General features: G+C 44.8%; 12 protein-coding genes and 1 pseudogene. 4 read left to right on the forward strand and 9 right to left on the reverse strand.

Features of this window, described 5'->3' with window-relative positions; genetic code table 11:
- Nucleotides 1–888 precede the first annotated feature (888 nt).
- Nucleotides 889–2043: a pyridoxal-phosphate-dependent aminotransferase family protein gene (locus tag RIG27_RS27705; RefSeq protein ID WP_446350365.1), complete on the forward strand. Its 1155-nt coding sequence runs from the start codon at nt 889–891 to the stop codon at nt 2041–2043.
- Nucleotides 2044–2331: 288 nt separating this feature from the next.
- Here RIG27_RS27705 and RIG27_RS27710 read toward each other — a convergent pair whose 3' ends face one another.
- The 3 genes from RIG27_RS27710 to nblR all read right to left on the reverse strand — a co-directional run bounded on the left by RIG27_RS27710 (nt 2332) and on the right by nblR (nt 4370).
- Nucleotides 2332–2523, reverse strand: a complete 192-nt coding sequence (locus tag RIG27_RS27710) for a DUF2949 domain-containing protein (RefSeq protein ID WP_006100242.1) — start codon at nt 2521–2523, stop codon at nt 2332–2334.
- A 454-nt stretch (nt 2524–2977) separates the two neighbouring features.
- Nucleotides 2978–3544: a DUF192 domain-containing protein gene (locus RIG27_RS27715; protein ID WP_446350374.1), complete on the reverse strand. Its 567-nt coding sequence runs from the start codon at nt 3542–3544 to the stop codon at nt 2978–2980.
- 124 nt (nt 3545–3668) lie between these two features.
- A complete protein-coding gene (nblR, locus tag RIG27_RS27720; RefSeq protein ID WP_446350375.1) occupies nt 3669–4370 on the reverse strand; it encodes a response regulator transcription factor NblR in 702 nt (233 codons plus the stop codon).
- A 194-nt stretch (nt 4371–4564) separates the two neighbouring features.
- On the opposite strand from nblR, the pseudogene RIG27_RS27725 reads away from it, so the two are divergent.
- From RIG27_RS27725 to RIG27_RS27735, 3 genes and pseudogenes are all read left to right on the forward strand, one after another.
- Nucleotides 4565–5935: pseudogene (locus RIG27_RS27725) on the forward strand (DNA cytosine methyltransferase).
- Between the two features lie 11 nt (nt 5936–5946).
- Nucleotides 5947–6252: a hypothetical protein gene (locus tag RIG27_RS27730; protein ID WP_446350366.1), complete on the forward strand. Its 306-nt coding sequence runs from the start codon at nt 5947–5949 to the stop codon at nt 6250–6252.
- Between the two features lie 223 nt (nt 6253–6475).
- A complete protein-coding gene (locus RIG27_RS27735) occupies nt 6476–7453 on the forward strand; it encodes an NAD(P)-dependent oxidoreductase (RefSeq protein ID WP_446350367.1) in 978 nt (325 codons plus the stop codon).
- A 69-nt stretch (nt 7454–7522) separates the two neighbouring features.
- On the opposite strand, the gene RIG27_RS27740 is transcribed toward RIG27_RS27735, so the two are convergent.
- From RIG27_RS27740 to RIG27_RS27765, 6 genes are all read right to left on the reverse strand, one after another.
- Nucleotides 7523–11611, reverse strand: coding sequence for an amino acid adenylation domain-containing protein (locus RIG27_RS27740; protein ID WP_446350368.1), 4089 nt, complete (start codon nt 11609–11611; stop codon nt 7523–7525).
- A gap of 65 nt (nt 11612–11676) precedes the next feature.
- A complete protein-coding gene (locus RIG27_RS27745; RefSeq protein WP_446350369.1) occupies nt 11677–13077 on the reverse strand; it encodes a sodium/proline symporter in 1401 nt (466 codons plus the stop codon).
- A gap of 41 nt (nt 13078–13118) precedes the next feature.
- Nucleotides 13119–13277, reverse strand: a complete 159-nt coding sequence (locus RIG27_RS27750; RefSeq protein ID WP_446350370.1) for a hypothetical protein — start codon at nt 13275–13277, stop codon at nt 13119–13121.
- 30 nt (nt 13278–13307) lie between these two features.
- Entirely contained in the window at nt 13308–14654 is a 1347-nt protein-coding gene (locus RIG27_RS27755) for an ATP-grasp domain-containing protein (protein WP_446350371.1), read from the reverse strand.
- A gap of 143 nt (nt 14655–14797) precedes the next feature.
- On the reverse strand, nt 14798–15625 hold the full coding sequence (locus RIG27_RS27760; RefSeq protein ID WP_446350372.1) for an O-methyltransferase: 828 nt from the start codon (nt 15623–15625) through the stop codon (nt 14798–14800).
- A gap of 92 nt (nt 15626–15717) precedes the next feature.
- Entirely contained in the window at nt 15718–17079 is a 1362-nt protein-coding gene (locus RIG27_RS27765) for a sedoheptulose 7-phosphate cyclase (RefSeq protein WP_446350373.1), read from the reverse strand.
- Nucleotides 17080–18144 lie beyond the last annotated feature (1065 nt).

Genomic DNA, 18144 nt, shown 5'->3' on the forward strand with positions numbered 1-18144 from the left:
ATACGCAAGAGCCCACTTCTTGCTTATCGCCAGAGAATTAATATTAGCTGACAACAAGCAAGTTGTCAATAATAAACTGGCGATTCATCCCACGCTCAATCGAAGATTAGAGCGTGGGGAACCTATCGCCGGATAAGCTAACAGTCCGTAAATATCTAGACAATTAGTGACATAACTAGACATTCCACTTGGAATAGTCATATTCAAGAGAAATACGGAATCAGTAAGCGTTATGCTAACGGAGTAATTTCATTAGCTAAAGGAAAAACTGCCTCAGCTACATATTGTAGAAAAAGACAGCTTAGATTTTTCGACCAAGAAAGCGCAACAAAGAGAGCGTGGAAAAAAATATGCTCGAATGCTTTCTGCCTGGGCATACAGTCGTGGTTATCAAAATTTGTCAACGAATTTATACAACCCAGGCATAACGCTGTCTGTGTGGACACCACCATACACGACTTTGATTGGATTGGTTAAATATAGTCGGATGTATGGACTATCATCTGATGTTGCAGCAGACAAAAGCAATTGCCAGATGAGGAATGAAGTATAGAGAGAGATTGCCGCGCTCTGTGTCCGCCTATCTTGGAGTGAATCCGAGAAAGCACGTATGGAGTGCTCTATATCAATTTAATAATTTTATTGGTCGATGCCCTGTAGTCAATCGTAGACACGATTACTACTGTGTCTCTAACTGGGAGCCGAAGGTTTTGGCTGATATCGAGCAACAATGCCGGGTATCAGCCAAGTGTAAGCGTTAACGGTTATCGACCAAAAGTTACACCGTGGACTTATACCAAGACAGAATTACTTGTGGGTAGGTTTGTCTAGGTTTTTAGAAGCGGTGATTCGGAATTAGGCGATGCTCAAAGGTTGAGGATAACGCTCATGGATAATAAGTTGATGCTGATGATTCCCGGACCAACACCGGTGCCTGAACAGGTTTTGCTGGCGTTAGCTAAGCATCCGATCGGACATCGCAGCGGGGAATTTAGCGCCGTTATGGCAGAGGTAACCCAAAACCTAAAATGGTTGCACCAGACTCAAAATGATGTTTTGGTGTTAACGGTGAGTGGTACGGGTGCTATGGAAGCCGGGATTATTAATTTTTTGAGTCCCGGTGATCACGTTTTGGTGGGAAGTAACGGTAAATTTGGCGATCGCTGGGCGAAGATGAGCGCGGCGTTTGGTTTAGAGGTGGAGACGATTACAGCCGAGTGGGGTCAACCCCTTGATCCGGAAGCGTTTCGCCAAAAGCTGGAGGCGGATACGGATAAGACAATCAAAGCCGTTATCGTTACCCATTCAGAAACCTCCACGGGGGTACTCAATGACCTGGAAACGATTAACCGTTACGTCAAAGACCACGGTCAAGCTCTGATTATTGTAGATGCGGTAACCAGTTTGGGCGCCGTCAATTTACCGATTGATGAGTGGGGGATTGATGTGGTGGCGTCTGGTTCTCAGAAAGGCTATATGATTCCCCCAGGGTTAGGGTTTGTTTGTGTCTCGGATAAGGCTTGGCAAGCCTACGAAACCGCTAAACTGCCGCGCTTTTATTTAGATTTGGGAGCCTATCGCAAAGCGGCACAAAAGAATAGTAATCCGTTTACGCCGCCAGTCAATTTAGTGATCGGACTGCAAACGGCGTTGCGAATGATGAAAGCTGAGGGGTTAGATAATATTTTTGCCCGTCATCAACGATTGATGCAGGCAACGCGGGCGGCGATTGAGGCGCTTTCCCTTCCCCTATTTGCTCCGGATAACGCCGCTAGTCCAGCGGTAACGGCGGTAGCCCCTGTGTCGATTGAAGCCGAAAAAATTCGTAGCGTGATGAAAAAACGTTTTGATATTGCTCTAGCTGGGGGACAAGATCACTTCAAAGGCAAAATATTCCGTATGGGTCACTTAGGCTTTGTCTCTAGTCGCGATATTTTGGCGGCGATTGGGGCGCTAGAAGCCACGTTGCGGGAATTAGGTTATGAGTCCATGACACCAGGAGCCGGAGTGTCAGCGGCGGCTCGCGTTTTGACTCAATCTTAGGTTGAATGGCACTGAAAATTTCCATTAGGGAATTGCCGAAACCTTTGATATCCCGTAGGGTGGGCATTGCCCACCAGCATACCAGTCAGTGGTATTCATCTTAGGTTACATGAGGAAATAGGATGCCAAAAAAGAGCGGGTCAACTAGCGACCCGCTCTTTCTTGTAGAGTAATCAACGGTCAATGGATCATACGGTATGAAATTCAACGGTTTAGACGTGAATGGATTATTCCCAAAGCGTAAGCATTTAGACATTCTTCATTTTCTCCTGACCGATTGTTTGGGTTTCAGACTGTTTCCAGCCAGTCATAGATTTGGTCTAATTGCTGCAATGTGACTAAACCGTACTGCCACAGAATCATCGGTAATGGTCCTGGGTCTTGTTCCCGACGTCGTTGAGCGATCGCAATGGAATCAGTAGAAATTGCCAATTCCTCTTGCAAAAATCGTAAAAATTCAGAATAGGTTGCAGGTGCCATAATGGCTATTCACCTCCTTATCGGCTACTATTTTGGAATCAGCGTCCTGCCTCCTTTAGCAATGGGTAGACAGATTTAATACTGTCTACTAGCTGAAGGTTCTTTGCTTATTGTGATCGGTTAATCCGGCACTGCTTGTGTCCTAGATCACTGACCATCTAAGATCTTGATTGATCGAGTTGAAGACTCACTGGATGTGCTGACCAGGTATCGTTTTAACCTTCACCCCCCATCAACTTGAGGGTAATTTTAGTTAACTCACTTCACACCACTAAAAGCTAGTTGCAGACTACACCCCTACTTGGTCGTGTTGATGGGTAGCCACAGCTCAGACAGGTCACTACCTCGTCGTCAGATAGTCTTTTATGAGAATCTATCTTACGAAATGTTAACGTAATTTCGGATAAAAATCTTTACATCGTGGATTTAATTTTTAAATGATGTTAATCAAAATTTAAGATTCTGACGCGGGATTAATCTCTTCCTCTAGGAGGATGATTTTTACGCGATCGCCTACCTGTAGTCCCAGTTGAGCCGCTCGTCCCCCAGCGAGTTCAATCACTTGGTCAACCAAAACCCCTGGACCGTAGGTAGGACAGGGAGTCGTGATGCAGGGGGGAACATTTTCCGCGATCGCTTTGACCTCGCCATCTCGCAAAAAGATCATATCCAGGGGGATTTTCACATTCTTCATCCAAAAGCTAGCCGCTCGCGGTGGGTTCAAGGGAAACAACATCCCTCGGTTTGGTGCTAAAGCCGTGCGATACATCAATCCGAGCTGCTGTTGTCGAGGTGTCCTAGCCACTTCGAGTAAAATCTGCTGATCACCGATCTGGGCTTGAGCGCTAATAGGTAACATCTGACCAGAATTAGGGGATGACGAGGAGAGAGATGGCGGTTCTGGAAGCTGTTCACCGGACTTTAATAGTGTTCCATCGGCGACAGGGTTTGATCCAGAAGCCGAACATCCAAGCAGTATCAGACTTAGGGTGATTCCGAGTAGGCGAATAGGATAGTTCATCGGTTTAGGTGAGGGAGATAGGGTTGTAGAGACGTGCCATGGCACGTCTGGGAGCAGGGGGAGACAGGGACATAAGACATAAGACAATCAAAACCGCTAACTTTAATGTTTTCCACCCACTTAACTAAGATTCTCGCAAAACGTAACCGACACCCCGGACGGTTTGAATCAAGCGCTTGTCACCCTCATCTTCAATTTTCAGGCGGAGATACCGGATATACACCTCAATCACATTTGACTCGCCCAGAAAATCGTATCCCCACACATTTTCCAGGATTTGCTCGCGAGTTAAAACTTCACGGGGATGGGTCATCAAATACTTAAGCAATTCAAACTCTTTCATCGTCAAATCAATCACTCGTCCTCCCCGCATCGCACGGCGCGTCGTCAAATCTAACGCTAAATCCCCAAATCGGACTTGTTCACTCGTATTGGTATCCGGTTCTAGATACAGACGTACAATCTGCAAAAAGGCATCAGCGCGATAGGGTTTCAGGAAAAAATCATCAGCACCCGCTTCTAAACAGGCGACTCGATCCTCGATAGTGTCGCGAGTGATCAGTAAGAGTAGGGGGACACGAGAACCGGCTTTTCTCAGGCGAGTACATAAACTCAAACCTGATTCGCCAGAACCAGAAAGCGATTGATCTACAACCATTATCGCGGGTTGGAGTTCACAAGCTTGATGCCAGCCACTGGGCGCATCTGTCGCGATAACCGTATGATATCCAGCTTCTATTAGATCTAGGCTCATGCGTTGAGCTAGACTTTCATCGGTTTCTACAAGCAAAACACAGGGATTACCGTCAAGGGGAGCAGATTGCATAGATGGCGTTGGTGGTGAGTCGTTGGGTTTGACACCAGAATTTCCTCTATTGTTGTAGCATGACTGGGCAGTATCATTCCGCCTAGAGTGACAGAAATAACTCACCCGTTCACATCTACCTTGTTCAACTTTCTGCCAAGGTGTACTAGCAGCCATCACTCTGCTGCTAATTTCAGAACATCGTCATCAATCCTATGAAATCTTTAGACCATGGCGAACAAATAGAATTATTTCAATCTTTCAAACCGATTAATCTTATATTTTTTCAGCCTAAATTTACTTTTGTAGACTTATTCGCCGGCATTGGTGGATTTAGGATTGCTCTAGAAGAGTTGGGTGGAAAATGTTTAGGTTACTCAGAGATAGATAAAGAAGCCATTAACGTCTACAAGAAAAATTTTATTGGTTATATAAATACCGATGAACTCTATCTAGGAGACATAACAACGCTGCATAAGTTACCGTTTGAGGTCGATATTTTGGTTGGTGGCGTCCCTTGCCAACCTTGGTCTATTGCCGGTAAATTACAAGGGTTAGATGATCCGAGAGGTAAGCTGTGGATTGATGTGTTTAGAGTTGTCCAGGTGAACCAACCTAAAGGATTTATCCTGGAGAATGTTAAAGGGTTAACAGAACCCAGAAATAAACCCAGCTTGAACTACATTATTCAGAGTTTAACCCAATGTGGTTATCAGGTTGATTTTGAAGTGCTTAACTCCTACGATTTTGGTTTGCCTCAAGATAGAGATCGAGTATTTATCGTCGGCATCAGAAATGATATAGAAAAGAGTAAAAGCTTTGAATTTCCTAAGCCTTTAGGTAAGCCAATCAAGCTCTATGATGTCATTGATGGTATTGAACGTTGTCAGTTTACTAAAAAAAAGTTTCCTCCAGAGATTTTATTTGATGGAAAAATACCAGCCTCCAGAGGTAGATTTCAAAAAATAGATGAACTCAATGATTTTTTTGTTTTCGCGGATATCAGAGATGGACATACGACGATTCATTCTTGGGACTTGATTAAAACAACGACTAGAGAAAAATTAATCTGTAAAACGATTTTAAAGAATAGACGCAAGAAGATCTATGGTCTAAAGGATGGTAATCCCTTAAGCTTTGCGATATTAAGCCAGCTTGTTCCCGAACTGAAAATTGAGGAACTTGAAAACTTAGTTTCTAAAAAAATTATTCGTTATATTGATGAGAAAGGATATGAATTTGTCAATTCAAAAATATCTTCAGGCATTAACGGTGTTTCTAAAATATTCTTACCTCATGCCGATGTAATCGCTACGTTAACGGCGACCGGAACAAGAGACTTTGTGGCAACCAAATCCCTGAAATGTCAAGAGCCTGAAGTTTATAAACAAACATTCATAAAATAAATTTATAGAAAGAGAAAATTTAAGCGACTTACCGCGCAAGACTACGCCAGATTGCAAGGGTTTCCAGAATGGTTTAAACTGGCGGATAATCAAGCAACGGCTAAGTATCAACTAGGGAATGCTGTTTCAGTCCCTGTTGTTTATCATTTGGCGAAAGCTTTACTCAATGTTATTTTGTAGAAGGAATTTAAATGGCAGCGATTAGTAACACAACTCGCTCAAAAATTAAACAATATCAAGTTAGTATCACCGCCTTTGCCGAAGCGGAACGCCAGAAGGAACATTATGAATCGGCTGCCAAAGGGGGACAAGCTAAGCCATCTTTTGAGGAGATGATAACAACAATATTAAAGGCTCGACGTTGCGATGATTTAGAAGAAAAGCAGGTTCGGGCTGACCTTAAGTTGGACATGATAAAAGTAAGTCTATGCTGGATTCTTTGGCTTTTGGATTTTGATAGGAGGCAAAATAGAATTATTTTAATCGTTGAAACTTAGTCTATGGCAGATAAACTACAAGGGTTATAGGATACACTAAACAAACTAAATAAGCTTGTTAATCTTTATTCATATATTTTGTCTATCTATGCTAATATAGCAGTAGACACATTGATGAGGACGTTCGGCACTATTGTAGAGACGCGCCATGGCGCGTCTCTACATAAATGATGTGTCCTAACCGCTATGGCGGTTGCTATATAAAAAACAAACTTAATTCATTATGGTATCAACTGATAGCAACTCAGGAACTGAATCTCGCCCCAATTATCCCACCATTGGCATCATTGGTTGCGGCAATATTGGAGGAAAACAAGCCGCTAATTTTCTCGCCCATGGTTACTCGGTATATGTTTACGATCTTAATCGAGATTCCATGGCAAAGTTGCAATCTCTAGGTGCCAAAATTACTCAGAGTTGTGCCGAACTTGCCACCCGTTCAGAGATCATCTTTACTGCCTTACCAACTCCTGATGATGTAATCACAGCCGTACTAGAGGGTGAACAAAACCTGAGCCAAGGATTGCAACCAGGCAGTGTCTACGTGGACATTACCACCAATTCTCCCGAAACAGTTCTCAGAATTCATCACGCCATGGAAAAACTGGGAATTGAGATGTTAGATGCCCCCTTTAATGATTGCCCGGTAGGGGCTCAAAGTCAGCAAGGCATGGGTTTAGCGATTCTGGTTGGTGGCTCACGGGAAACTTTTGAGCGCGTTGAACCCATCCTCCAATTAATGGCTGATCAGGTTATTTACTGTGGAGAAATTAGCACCGGAACTCGATGCAAACTGATCCACAATGCTGTAAATGCGATCGCGGTTCAAGCGGTGAGTGAAGGAATTACCTTAGGTTTAGCTTCGGGAATCGACCTACAAACGATTTGGGATGTGCTACGTTTGGGATCGTTTGGTCAGAATCCTGGGGACATTCACGGCTTACCTCACTATTGGTTCTCACGACGCTGTGATGACTTATCTCAACACCCTGCCTTTACTGTCAAATTACTCCATAAAGATTTACGGCTGGCTCTGGCTCTGGCTAGTCAGCACGACATTTGTGTTCCTCTCTTGAGCTTAATAATTAAAGACTATGAAGAAGCTGAGCGACGTCAATGGTCTAACTATTCTACGACTAAAGTTCGCTGTTTACAAGAAGAACGAGCTGGAGTAATTGCTCAAGGTTCTCCTCCGTTATGACTGGACATTAATGAGTGATAGAGATACCGTAGGGTGGGCATTGCCCACCAGCATACCAGTCAGTGACATTCAGTTTAAGCAAGCAGCAAGACGTTCTGCTAAAACGCGCACATTTGGTTCCAGAATAAACGAATAATGATGTCCAGGAACCGGAATCACATCAATCTCCTTGGCGTCTAAAATAGCAAACAATTCTACCCAAACCAACTGAGGATCAGGGGCGTGTAAATGCTTCTCCTGCGCCCGAAAAACGGTTACTTTGCTAGGATAGGGCTGACGTTTATAGGCATAAGTGGCTTTTAGGGTTCCCACCAATACATCCAAAATTCGCCGATTTTGTTCCTGATTGCCTTCAGTGGGAAACACGCCAACCTGTTGTGCTTTGGCGAGAATGTAGTCGATTTGTTCGGGAACCGTTAATCCTTGTAATTCATCGGGGGAAACTAAGTTATCTTGACCAAACATACCCCCAAATACGCGAGAACAAACTCCGACTAAGTAGTGATCATCAATTTTTTTGGCTTGATCCAATATAATCGGTACCCACGAGTCTAAAATAGCTAGCCGACTGACTTCTTCACCCTGTTTTTGTAACTGCTGGGCAATCTCATACGCCACAATTCCACCAAATGACCAACCGCCAATTTGATAAGGTCCTTCGGGTTGTACCTCTCGGATGGCTTTGACATAGAGATGTGCCATATCTTCCACCTGCGTTAAGGCTTCTTCTCCTTGATTAAACCCTTGGGCTTGTAACCCATAAAAGGGTTGGTCTGTACCCAGATAATCGGCTAATTTCAGATAACAAAGGACATTGCCGCCAGCGGGATGGACACAGAAAAATGGGGGTTTGCTTCCTTGAGTCTGAATCGGTACGATGGCAGAATAGGACTCAACCTCTGCATGACTGATCACATTGGCTAATTCGGCAATCGTGGGACTCGTAAATAGAGTGGTTAACGGCAATGTTTGACCAAACTGGTGCTGAATTTTTCCCATTAGTTTCAGGGCTAATAGGGAATGACCGCCCCGTTCAAAGAAGTTATCGTTGATGCCAATTTTGTCGATATCTAATAAGTCTGACCAAATTTTGGCTAATTGCTGTTCCAGATGATTCCGAGGGGCGATAAATGTGGTTTCGCCCCCAAAACTGGCGGGGTTAGGTGCAGGGAGGGCGCGACGATTGACTTTACCATTGGGGGTTAGCGGTAACGAGTCTAAGCTGACAAAAGCCGCCGGAATCATGTAATCAGGAAGGCTTTCTTTGAGGAAGCTACGCAAGCTACGGGGACTGGGTTTTTCCTGAGTGGATACGAAATAGGCGACTAACTGTTTTCCTCCCGATTTTTCGGTTCTGGCAATGACGACAGCTTCCCGGATTTGGGGATATTCGGTTAATGCATTTTCAATTTCGCCGAGTTCGATGCGAAAGCCACGAATTTTGACTTGATGGTCAATTCGACGTAGGTATTCTATTGTACCATCGGGACGATAACGGGCTAAGTCTCCGGTTTTATACAATTTTGACCCATGGTGTGTCTGTCGGGACGGGTTTTGAAAGGGGTTGGCAATGAATTTTTCTTGGGTTAATTCGGGACGATTCAAATAGCCTCTGGCGACTTGTACGCCGCCGATATGGATTTCACCGGGAACGCCAATGGGAACGGGGTGTAAATAGGGGTCAAGGATATAAATTTGGGTATTGGCGACTGGACGCCCGATGGGAACAATGCTTGATTTACTATTGCGTTGACATTGCCAATAGGTGACATCAATGGCGGCTTCGGTGGGACCATATAAGTTGTGAAGTTCGCAGTCTAATCGGGAAAAGAAACGGTTTTGCAGGTCAAGGGGTAAGGCTTCACCACTGCAAATCACCCTCTTTAGGGATTGACAACGGTTGATGTCGGGTTCTTCTAGGAAAAGTTGCAGCATTGAGGGGACAAAGTGCAGTGTAGTAATCTGCTGCTGGGTGATAATTTCAACTAAATATCGACTATCTTGATGTCCGCCGGGTTTCGCTACGACTAAACTAGCCCCCGTCATTAATGTCCAGAAGAATTCCCAGACGGAAACATCGAAACTAAAGGGGGTTTTTTGGAGAACCGAATCTGCGGGTGTGAGGTGATAGGTTTGTTGCATCCATAGCAAACGGTTACAAATTCCCTGATGGGTGTTCATCGCCCCTTTGGGTTTACCGGTTGAACCGGAGGTATAAATAACGTAAGCTAGGTTTTCGGGTTGAATGGTGCTATCCGGATTATGGTTATTTTCTGCGGCAATATTGTCCCATTGAGTATCTAGACAGATGATTTTAGCGGTGGATTTCGGTAAGTGTGGAACTAAGGGTTCTTGGGTGAGTAATACCGGAACCTGGGAGTCTGCCAGCATGTAGGCAATTCGGTCAACGGGATAATTCGGATCAATGGGAACATAAGCACCCCCGGCTTTGAGTATTGCTAAAAGTCCCACAACCATTTCTAGGGAACGTTCGACACAAATCCCGACTAATGATTCAGGTTTAACGCCTAATTTTTGCAGGTAATGGGCGAGTTGATTGGCACGGCTATTTAACTGGCGATAGGTTAATTGTTGATTGTCAAAGATGACAGCAATAGCATCGGGCGTTTTCTCGACTTGGGCTTCAATTAAGTGGTGCAGACAGCGAGATAAATTATAGTCGGTTTGGGTGGCATTCCAATCCTGTAAAATATACTGTTGTTCAGTTTTACTCAGTACAGGTAACGAACCCACGGGTTGATTGGGGGTGGTGATAATTGCCGTTAGTAAATTTTGGTAATGCTGGATAATCTGGGATATTGTATCAGTGTCGAATAAATCGCTGTTGTATTGCAGCGAAACCAGCAAGGAATCGGTTAATTGAATAATCTCTAGGCTGATGTCAAATTCGACACTGTGCTGGTGGAGTTGAAAATAGCCGACTTCCAGTGTACCGCATCGAGTTAACTGATTATTCGCTGTTGCCTCAAAGAGTTGAGAAGTTGTTGGCAATGACTGCCAATTCTGGAAGGTAAATGAGGCTTGGCAAATTGGGGAATGACTCAAGTTCGAGGCAGATGGTAATTCTTTGACTAATTGGGGGAAGGGATAGTCTTGATAATCTTTGGTTTCAGTCACCGTCTGATTTACTTGTCGGAGAACGTCGGTGAAGGTTTGATTGCCAGTAATCTCATCTCTAGTCACCACGATGTTACTGAAATCACCAATAGTTCTGGTAAATTCTGGTTGATTTCGGGGACTATTCAACATCCCGACTAAAATATCCGATTCGCCGGTATAGCGGTACAGTAATACTTTAAAGGCTGCCAGAAGAAGTGTATCCAGGGAGGCACCGGATTGCTGTGCTAGTTGGTTGAGGTTTTGGGTTATGTTCCGATCAAGTTTTAATTGAGATGCGGAACCGTTATAGGTGCGTAAGGGGGGACGAGTTGCACTTCCTGGTAAGTCTAATACAGGCAATTCTCCGGCTAGTTTGTTGTGCCAATAGGTTTTAAGGTGTTCGGATTGGGAAGGAGTTAACCAATGGGTTGTTAGCTGCACCCAGTTTTGATCAGACTGATTCAGTTTACTTTTCACGGGATCGGGAGAACCTCTCTCCAAACCTCTCTCCTGCAAGGAGAGAGGCTTTGAATTCTCTCCTTTAAACTGAATGGAATCGTTATAAATGGTTAAAATTTCATCGATTAATATAAGTAAAGATTCTTCGTCACTGGCTATTTTATGAACCGTGATTAACAGAATATGGTCGGTTTTAGAACGACTCAATAGTCTAACCCGTAATCCTGATTCCTGTTCTAATTTAAAGGGAACAGTTGCTATCTGTACCAGAGTTGTATTCAACTGCTGTTCACTTTGGTTAGAGACATCGATCGCGTCAAAATCAACCTTGCCTGTATCGCGGATTTCCTGCGTCAATTGACCCGCGCGATCGCAGAATGTACTCCGTAGGCTGGGATGACGGTCAATTAATTGTTGAAATGCCCTAACTATGGCGTCTAAATCGACCGGAGATTGAATCCGTAAAGCGATGGAACGTTTATCATCAAGTCCCTGAGAGGCTAACTGATAAAGAAACCAATGCGTCTGTTGAATGGGGGATAGGGGAAAGGATTGAGTCTTGCTAAGTAATTGAGTCATTTTTTTAGATTAACCAAAAAGAACAAAGACTAAAAAACGATTGTTTAACGTTATTTTGACAATAGTTAACTACTTTCTTGGGCAATAAAAAACTGAGATCCTAAATAAATCAGACTCCCCGCCGCCATACCCGGAAGCACCTCGTAAATTATACCCGATAAATCCAGTCCCATCTTCCAGAACAACGCCGCGGCAATCCCCCCTACCATCATCGCGATCGCGGCTGGCGTGGTTACCGACTTTTGCCAAGCCCGTACTATCAGCAGTGGTCCCAAACCTGAGGCTAGAATTGACCAAGAGAACGTAATCAAGGCAAAGACATTGTTGTCCCCACTTAAAGCAATACTTAAGATAATTAACGTTACTGTTAACGTCCCTAACTTGGCATACTTATACGAATGCGCCAATCCCGGAAACAGGTCTTGAGTTAACGCCGCTGAACAGGATAAAATCTGGGAATCAGCCGTCGATATTGTAGCCGCAAAGAGCCCAGATAGCATCAGTCCAACTAAGATGGCGGGCAATAATTCTAGGGCTAAATAGGGCAGTGCCAATTCTGGATCACCATTGGTTAATAAATTTGGCAAAAGCACTCGCGCCGCCATCCCCACACCCATCGCGGCAAAGGAGTTCACTAAACCAAAAATCACTTGAATATTCCGGGCAAACCCAATTTTATTGGCTGAATTAATTGCCATTGCCCGAACTAAAATGTGGGGTTGACCCACCACACCAAATCCAGCGACAATCCAGCCAATTAAAAAGGGTAAAAGTCCCCACTCCAGATCCTGTGGACTTAAATTTACCAATCCTGGGTCAATGGCGGCAAGCTGTGTCCAGAATCCACTTAATCCGCCACAATTGGCAATCGCCACCACAAATAGTAGCACCAAGGAACCAATCATAATCGTGGCTTGCACTGTATCCGTCCAAATTGAAGCCCGAATCCCCCCAGAAAAACAGTAAATCACCACGACAATCGCGCCCACAATCACACCGACGGAATAGTTCCAATTAAACAACGCATGGAGTGCTTTGCCTCCTGCAACCAGTTGCGCCGCTGCATAAGAACCCAGAAACGCGATGGTAATTAAAGCCGAAATTGTAGTAATCCAGCGAATTTCTTTGGTTTCTTGACCCAGGAAACTAGACACCGTATCGGCAGAAATTTCTTCAGAAACCTGTCTTAATCGTTTAAACACTAATCCCCAAGCGATATAATCTCCTATCGCCCAGCCAATGGTTAGCCAAATTGCCGATATTCCAATCTGATAAGCAAAGCCAACTTGACCGATAAATAGAAAGCCACTTTGACCCGTCGCCATCGCTGAAAAGGCAGTTAGCCAGGGATTAACATTACGGCTGGCAAGGAGGTAATCAGTTGTCGTATTTTGCTTTTGGGTTGCCGAATAAATGCCGACGCCAGTAAACAACAAAAGAAATACGATAAAAGTAGCTGTAATCATTACTGAATTATTAATAAATTATGAGTTAAATCGCTCAACATTTAAATGCATAATATCGGTTTCGAGTTCTTTAGGGTTTTAACACCTTGGCACACCAGATGGTAAGCGATTGAACTATCGGCTATACTGCCACCTACCACTATGGCATCATCAGCTCCCCCAGCTCCCCCAGCTTCCCCAGCGTTCGACTGAGCGCTCACGCCGAAGTCTCCCCCAGCTCCCCCAGCTTTTCAATCTCCCCCCAATTCCACTAACTTACCGATATTAAAATCAATCCTAATCCAGCCCTGCATCCGGCGCAAATTATCTAGCAACAATAAAGTAATTTGCCAATGGTGTACTATCAAAAACGGTAGTGGATCATTGACTTGAAAAATGGCATCTTTCCCGCCAAACACTGTCTGAAGCCAGCGCCGGATATCCCCAAACGAGCGAATCTCATTTAACCGCCAAATTTCGTGATATAACCAATAGGTTGGCTTACTCTGCGGCAATGGCTGCAAGGGTTCAGGGAAAGGTGTTTCACCCAAATAGGCTTCCGCCACGCCGGGATGGTTATAAAACATGGTAATCGCCGAATGCGTGCGCGGATTACACTCGATCGCGTAAACTGTTCCATCCTCTGCCTTGATAAAATCAAAGGAGGCTTGTCCCGTCAAATTTAATCCATGAACAAATCGACTCACCCACTGTAAAATATCTGATTGATCCACGTTTTCATAATTCACTTGAAACGCCGACGATTCACAGCAGCAGTGCAGTCGCAATTCCCCATTCCGTACCGTACTATGTGTACAGTATTCCTTACCTGGAATAAACTCCTGCATAATCCAGGGTTTCTCCTCACTAATGGGTAAACTCTTGACAAATGCGGCAGTTTCTGCTGGAGTATCGCAGGGAAGTTTAGTTAAGTTTAAGCGCCGCACCGAGTCGTAGGGAATGCTTTTCAGGATATATTTGCGTTTCTCTTGGGAAAAGTCAAAATCAATCACCTGTTGCGGATCAGTAATTTTAAAGGATTTGGGTACAGATAAGCCAAATTCTCGTGCTTTTTGGGCAAAGGCAAACTTATCATCCAGCATTTGGGTGACATCTGGAGCAAAGTGGAATACTTCACAACACCCCGATAATACAGGCTTGGCTAGAGAATCATAATAACTGGCGACGGGACTACAGACGGGAACATAAACATCCACATTTTCCTGTTTCGCGATCGCGAGTAGCCCTTCCATGTAGCCATCGGGATCTTTGTTGGGGGCGGGAACCGTATAAAACCGATCAACCGCCCGGGAAAATCGATGTCCCACCAACCAATATTTATGAGTTTCCACTAAAATAACCCTATGTCCATCGGCGTAAAATGACCGCGCCAGTTGCAGCGATTTGGTCATTTTTCCCCCAGTGAGCATAATCGTTTTCGGATGGGGGTTAGCGACTTTGGGTTTCTGGAAGGGGCGGGAGAGAGCATCCCACACTAGCGCCACGAGGACAACGGTTAAATTGAATGGAAACGCGATCGCGAGTAAGGTTAATGTCCCCAGGTTTTGCAGTACAGCGAGAATAAGTGAGTTAGTCATTTGTCAAGAGTAGGGGTTTGGTCACCAAACCCCATTTAATCAGGAAATTGAGGATTAAGTCGGGGCGGGTGTAGGGTGCGTTAGCGAAGCGTAACGCACCATTTCCAACGATAATAGTGAAACCCGCCCCTACAGATGTCCGTTTAAACCCGCCGAATTAGGGTCAAACCGTCACGCAAGGGTAAGACAACCTGTTCCACCCTAGAATCATCGGTAACCACCTGATTAAATTTGGCGATCGCGTCTCCATTAGGGGTTCGTTCTTCTTCTGCTAAATAAACCTGTCCCTGGAATAAGGTATTATCGACACAAATTAACCCGTCTGGTGCTAATAATTGGGTGTCTAGGAGCGTATGATAATAATCCACATACTCCTGCTTATCTGCATCAATAAATACCAAGTCAAACGACTCACCCGCTTTCGCTAATTGACGCAGTGTCTCCAAGGCTGGGGCGACTTTTACGGTAATTTTGTCACCATGAGGTGAAGCTTGAAAACAGGTTTGGGCAAAACTTGCCACATACTCATCCACCTCACAAGCAATAACTGATCCATCTTCGGGTAATCCTTCCGCCATGGCTAAAGCAGAATAGCCTGTGAACATACCAATTTCCAGAACCCGTTTCGCCCCAGTCATCTTGACAAACATCTTCAAGGTTTGTCCCTCAATATGTCCAGATAACATCTCCTGTTCTAACTGGCGCACTGTCTCGCCATCACAGAAGAGTCTACTCCAGTCTTCGGTGCAAGTTTTCTCAACTAAGGCGGTTAAGGCGGGAGAATCTGGAGTTGTATTTTGATTCAGGTAGGGTTCAAGTTTAGCCGCGAGTTGATAGGCTTTTTGCAGAGAACTCGCCAGTTGCGGATGTTGCGCGGCGTCTACTAATTCCAGGGTTTGCTCAAGGTGTTCGACGAGAATTCCCAGGGGAGTAACCGGACGCGCGATCGCTTCTTTTGTTACAGTTTGCATGATTTGTTTCCTTAATGGTGTGGCAATTTGTACCAGACGTTGCATTGTAGAGACGCGCCATGGCGCGTCTCTACATGGGGGGGTAGATAGAATTATTCCAAACCCAAATCCTTGAGATACATCTCGACACCAGCACCACCATCGGGTAAGGTTGCACAAACGGCTTTATGATCCGCTACCGCCGCTTCCAGTACATCTGGGGGGACTTCTTTGGCATAATCACAAGCACCGATACCACAGGGTAGAGGTGCCCACAGTCCGCCCTCTCCCCGCTTGCGCCGCATATTTTGCTGACCCGCAATCATCAAATCAATGTCTTCTAAGATAGGGTGATAGGCGGTTAACCCCAGAGAACGAATCAGTGCGATAATGCGATCGCGTTCTGTGGGTTGCAACCAACCTAATTTCGTCGCTAAACTGGCGCCATACGCCATTCCTACCGCTACCGCATGACCATGCATTAACTTGGCGGCGGGTTCATAACGGGGACTCCAGGTGTGACCATAAGCATGGGGTCGATCCTGATACGTCTCGAACATATTTGTCCCCTCATATTTCATATACGAGAACAATGCCCGATAAATCACCTCATCTGCAACCTTAGCTAACTCCTGATCATCTCCTAACGTCGCGAAGTGAGTTTCAACTAAGCGCGGACCATAGTCTTCCAGCAGTTCAAACAAAACTTTGTCATCCGTCACCGCCATCTTAATAATTTCCGCCATCCCATTCCGGATATGACCCTTGGCGAGGGTGCGGAAAAAAGTGCGATCGACTAAGGTTAGTACGGGTGGATGATACGCCCCGATACTATTCTTAAATTGTTTGCCATTGGTACAGGTACGCGGACTCGGACCGGCATCAATCGCCGCTACAACAGTCGTACCCACCATAATATAAGGTGTGCGGCGGTGTTGTAAGGCACAGGCTAATCCAGCCACATCACTGAGAACCCCCCCACCAATCACCAATACAGGTTCGTTGCGAGAGACATCACAGCCGTCTTTTCCTAAGAATTCCAGCAGGCGATGAACCGTTTCCGGGGTTTTATCGGCTTCCCAAGCGCGACAAACATTCATCTGCAGGGGGATTTCGTGGGTGTCAAAATACTGACGCACCGATTCCCCGTACAAATTATCTACCGTTTGGTCAATGATGGCGACACAGCGACCCCGACTATTATAGATTTCAGCTAGGGTTGGGTTAGAGGGGTCGAAAATGCCCTGAATGAGTTTGACTTGAGCTTTTAGGGTAAAGGTTGCCGTGACTTCAAACGAGCGACTATCATTCCCCGGAACGATTTCTCCAGAGCCGGTGTACCACTCCGAGGTGCGATACTTAGCTCCATGTTCGACTCCAATATTGTTGGTGTCTCTGCTTGGTAATGAGTCAATTACATCTTCCCGGATTGTCTCCGTTAATCCGGCTTGAGGAAAGGTTGTTTGTGGTGTCATTGTAGATTAGTTTCTCTTGTACTTATGAGATGAAAGGGTGTTGTAGCATTCTGAAATTATTGGCAGCGAAAATTAAGCCGATGCCGGGGTAAACACTGTTGTAAGATTTGGCAAATCATACTAGATAAGGCGCGTAGACAAGCATTAAGTGGCACTGATTTAAGGGAGTAAGCACAAAGCGATAGTAGAGCGCTCACAGGCTTACCTACAAACACTTAATTCAGCACTATTCTGTTTAAGGCTTCTCTCAAATTGACCCAAAACACAGGAGTCTTGGTTGATTCAATTACTTTCAACCAAGTAAGTCATCAGGGTTTATCCTGATTGACGATTTTTTTCCAATGGTGTGATTGAATTTTGGAAAAAAGGACAGAAAACCAATATCTACATTGCTAACCGGAAAGCGTTGGCATCAAGGGAGTACAATAAGTAGACAACTCACCTTGACTCGCTTGACAGGTAATCCTGACAAGCCGCTCTAGTCTTCCCTTAGCGGGTTTTGGGTTAATTACTTTTGTCAGAATGCCCGTTGGCAAAACAGTGAACCAATTGATTTCGTCAAAGGGTCTTACTTACAAACCAAACTTGGCTTGCCACCGATCTTACGCCTCATTAGCGCCGTTGTTGCCAACCAATAGTCTGTTTGATCGGTAGGTTTCCATTTTAAGTTACACCCGTGATTAATTTGCTGATCTGGGTTCAGCGGTTTTGTGGTAATATCCATCCTTATTGCTATTCTAAATTTTTCATCAATCATGAGTGTGTTACTGATGAATTCACTGATAATCAATCTGCCCGTTCAGACCAAACAGTTTGGCTAAAGGAAATTATCTCTGACCACAAACAATTGTCGGCAGATAAGGGAAGTCGCCCTCGTTTGAACAGACCCTAACTAATTACAAGTAATCTAGTTAGGGATTCTTTCCCTGCTGTTACCACTGGGAACCGCTGTTCTCGGTGGGTATCAGGAACTTTTGCCTTTATACCCCTCCAAGCCATTTCTGCTAAGGAGATAAGACTAAAAGTCTTATAAACGCACTAAGATTTTTACCCAGTAGATGCGTT

The organism is Coleofasciculus sp. F4-SAH-05, assembly GCF_040222985.1.
Lineage (GTDB): Bacteria > Cyanobacteriota > Cyanobacteriia > Cyanobacteriales > Coleofasciculaceae > Coleofasciculus > Coleofasciculus chthonoplastes.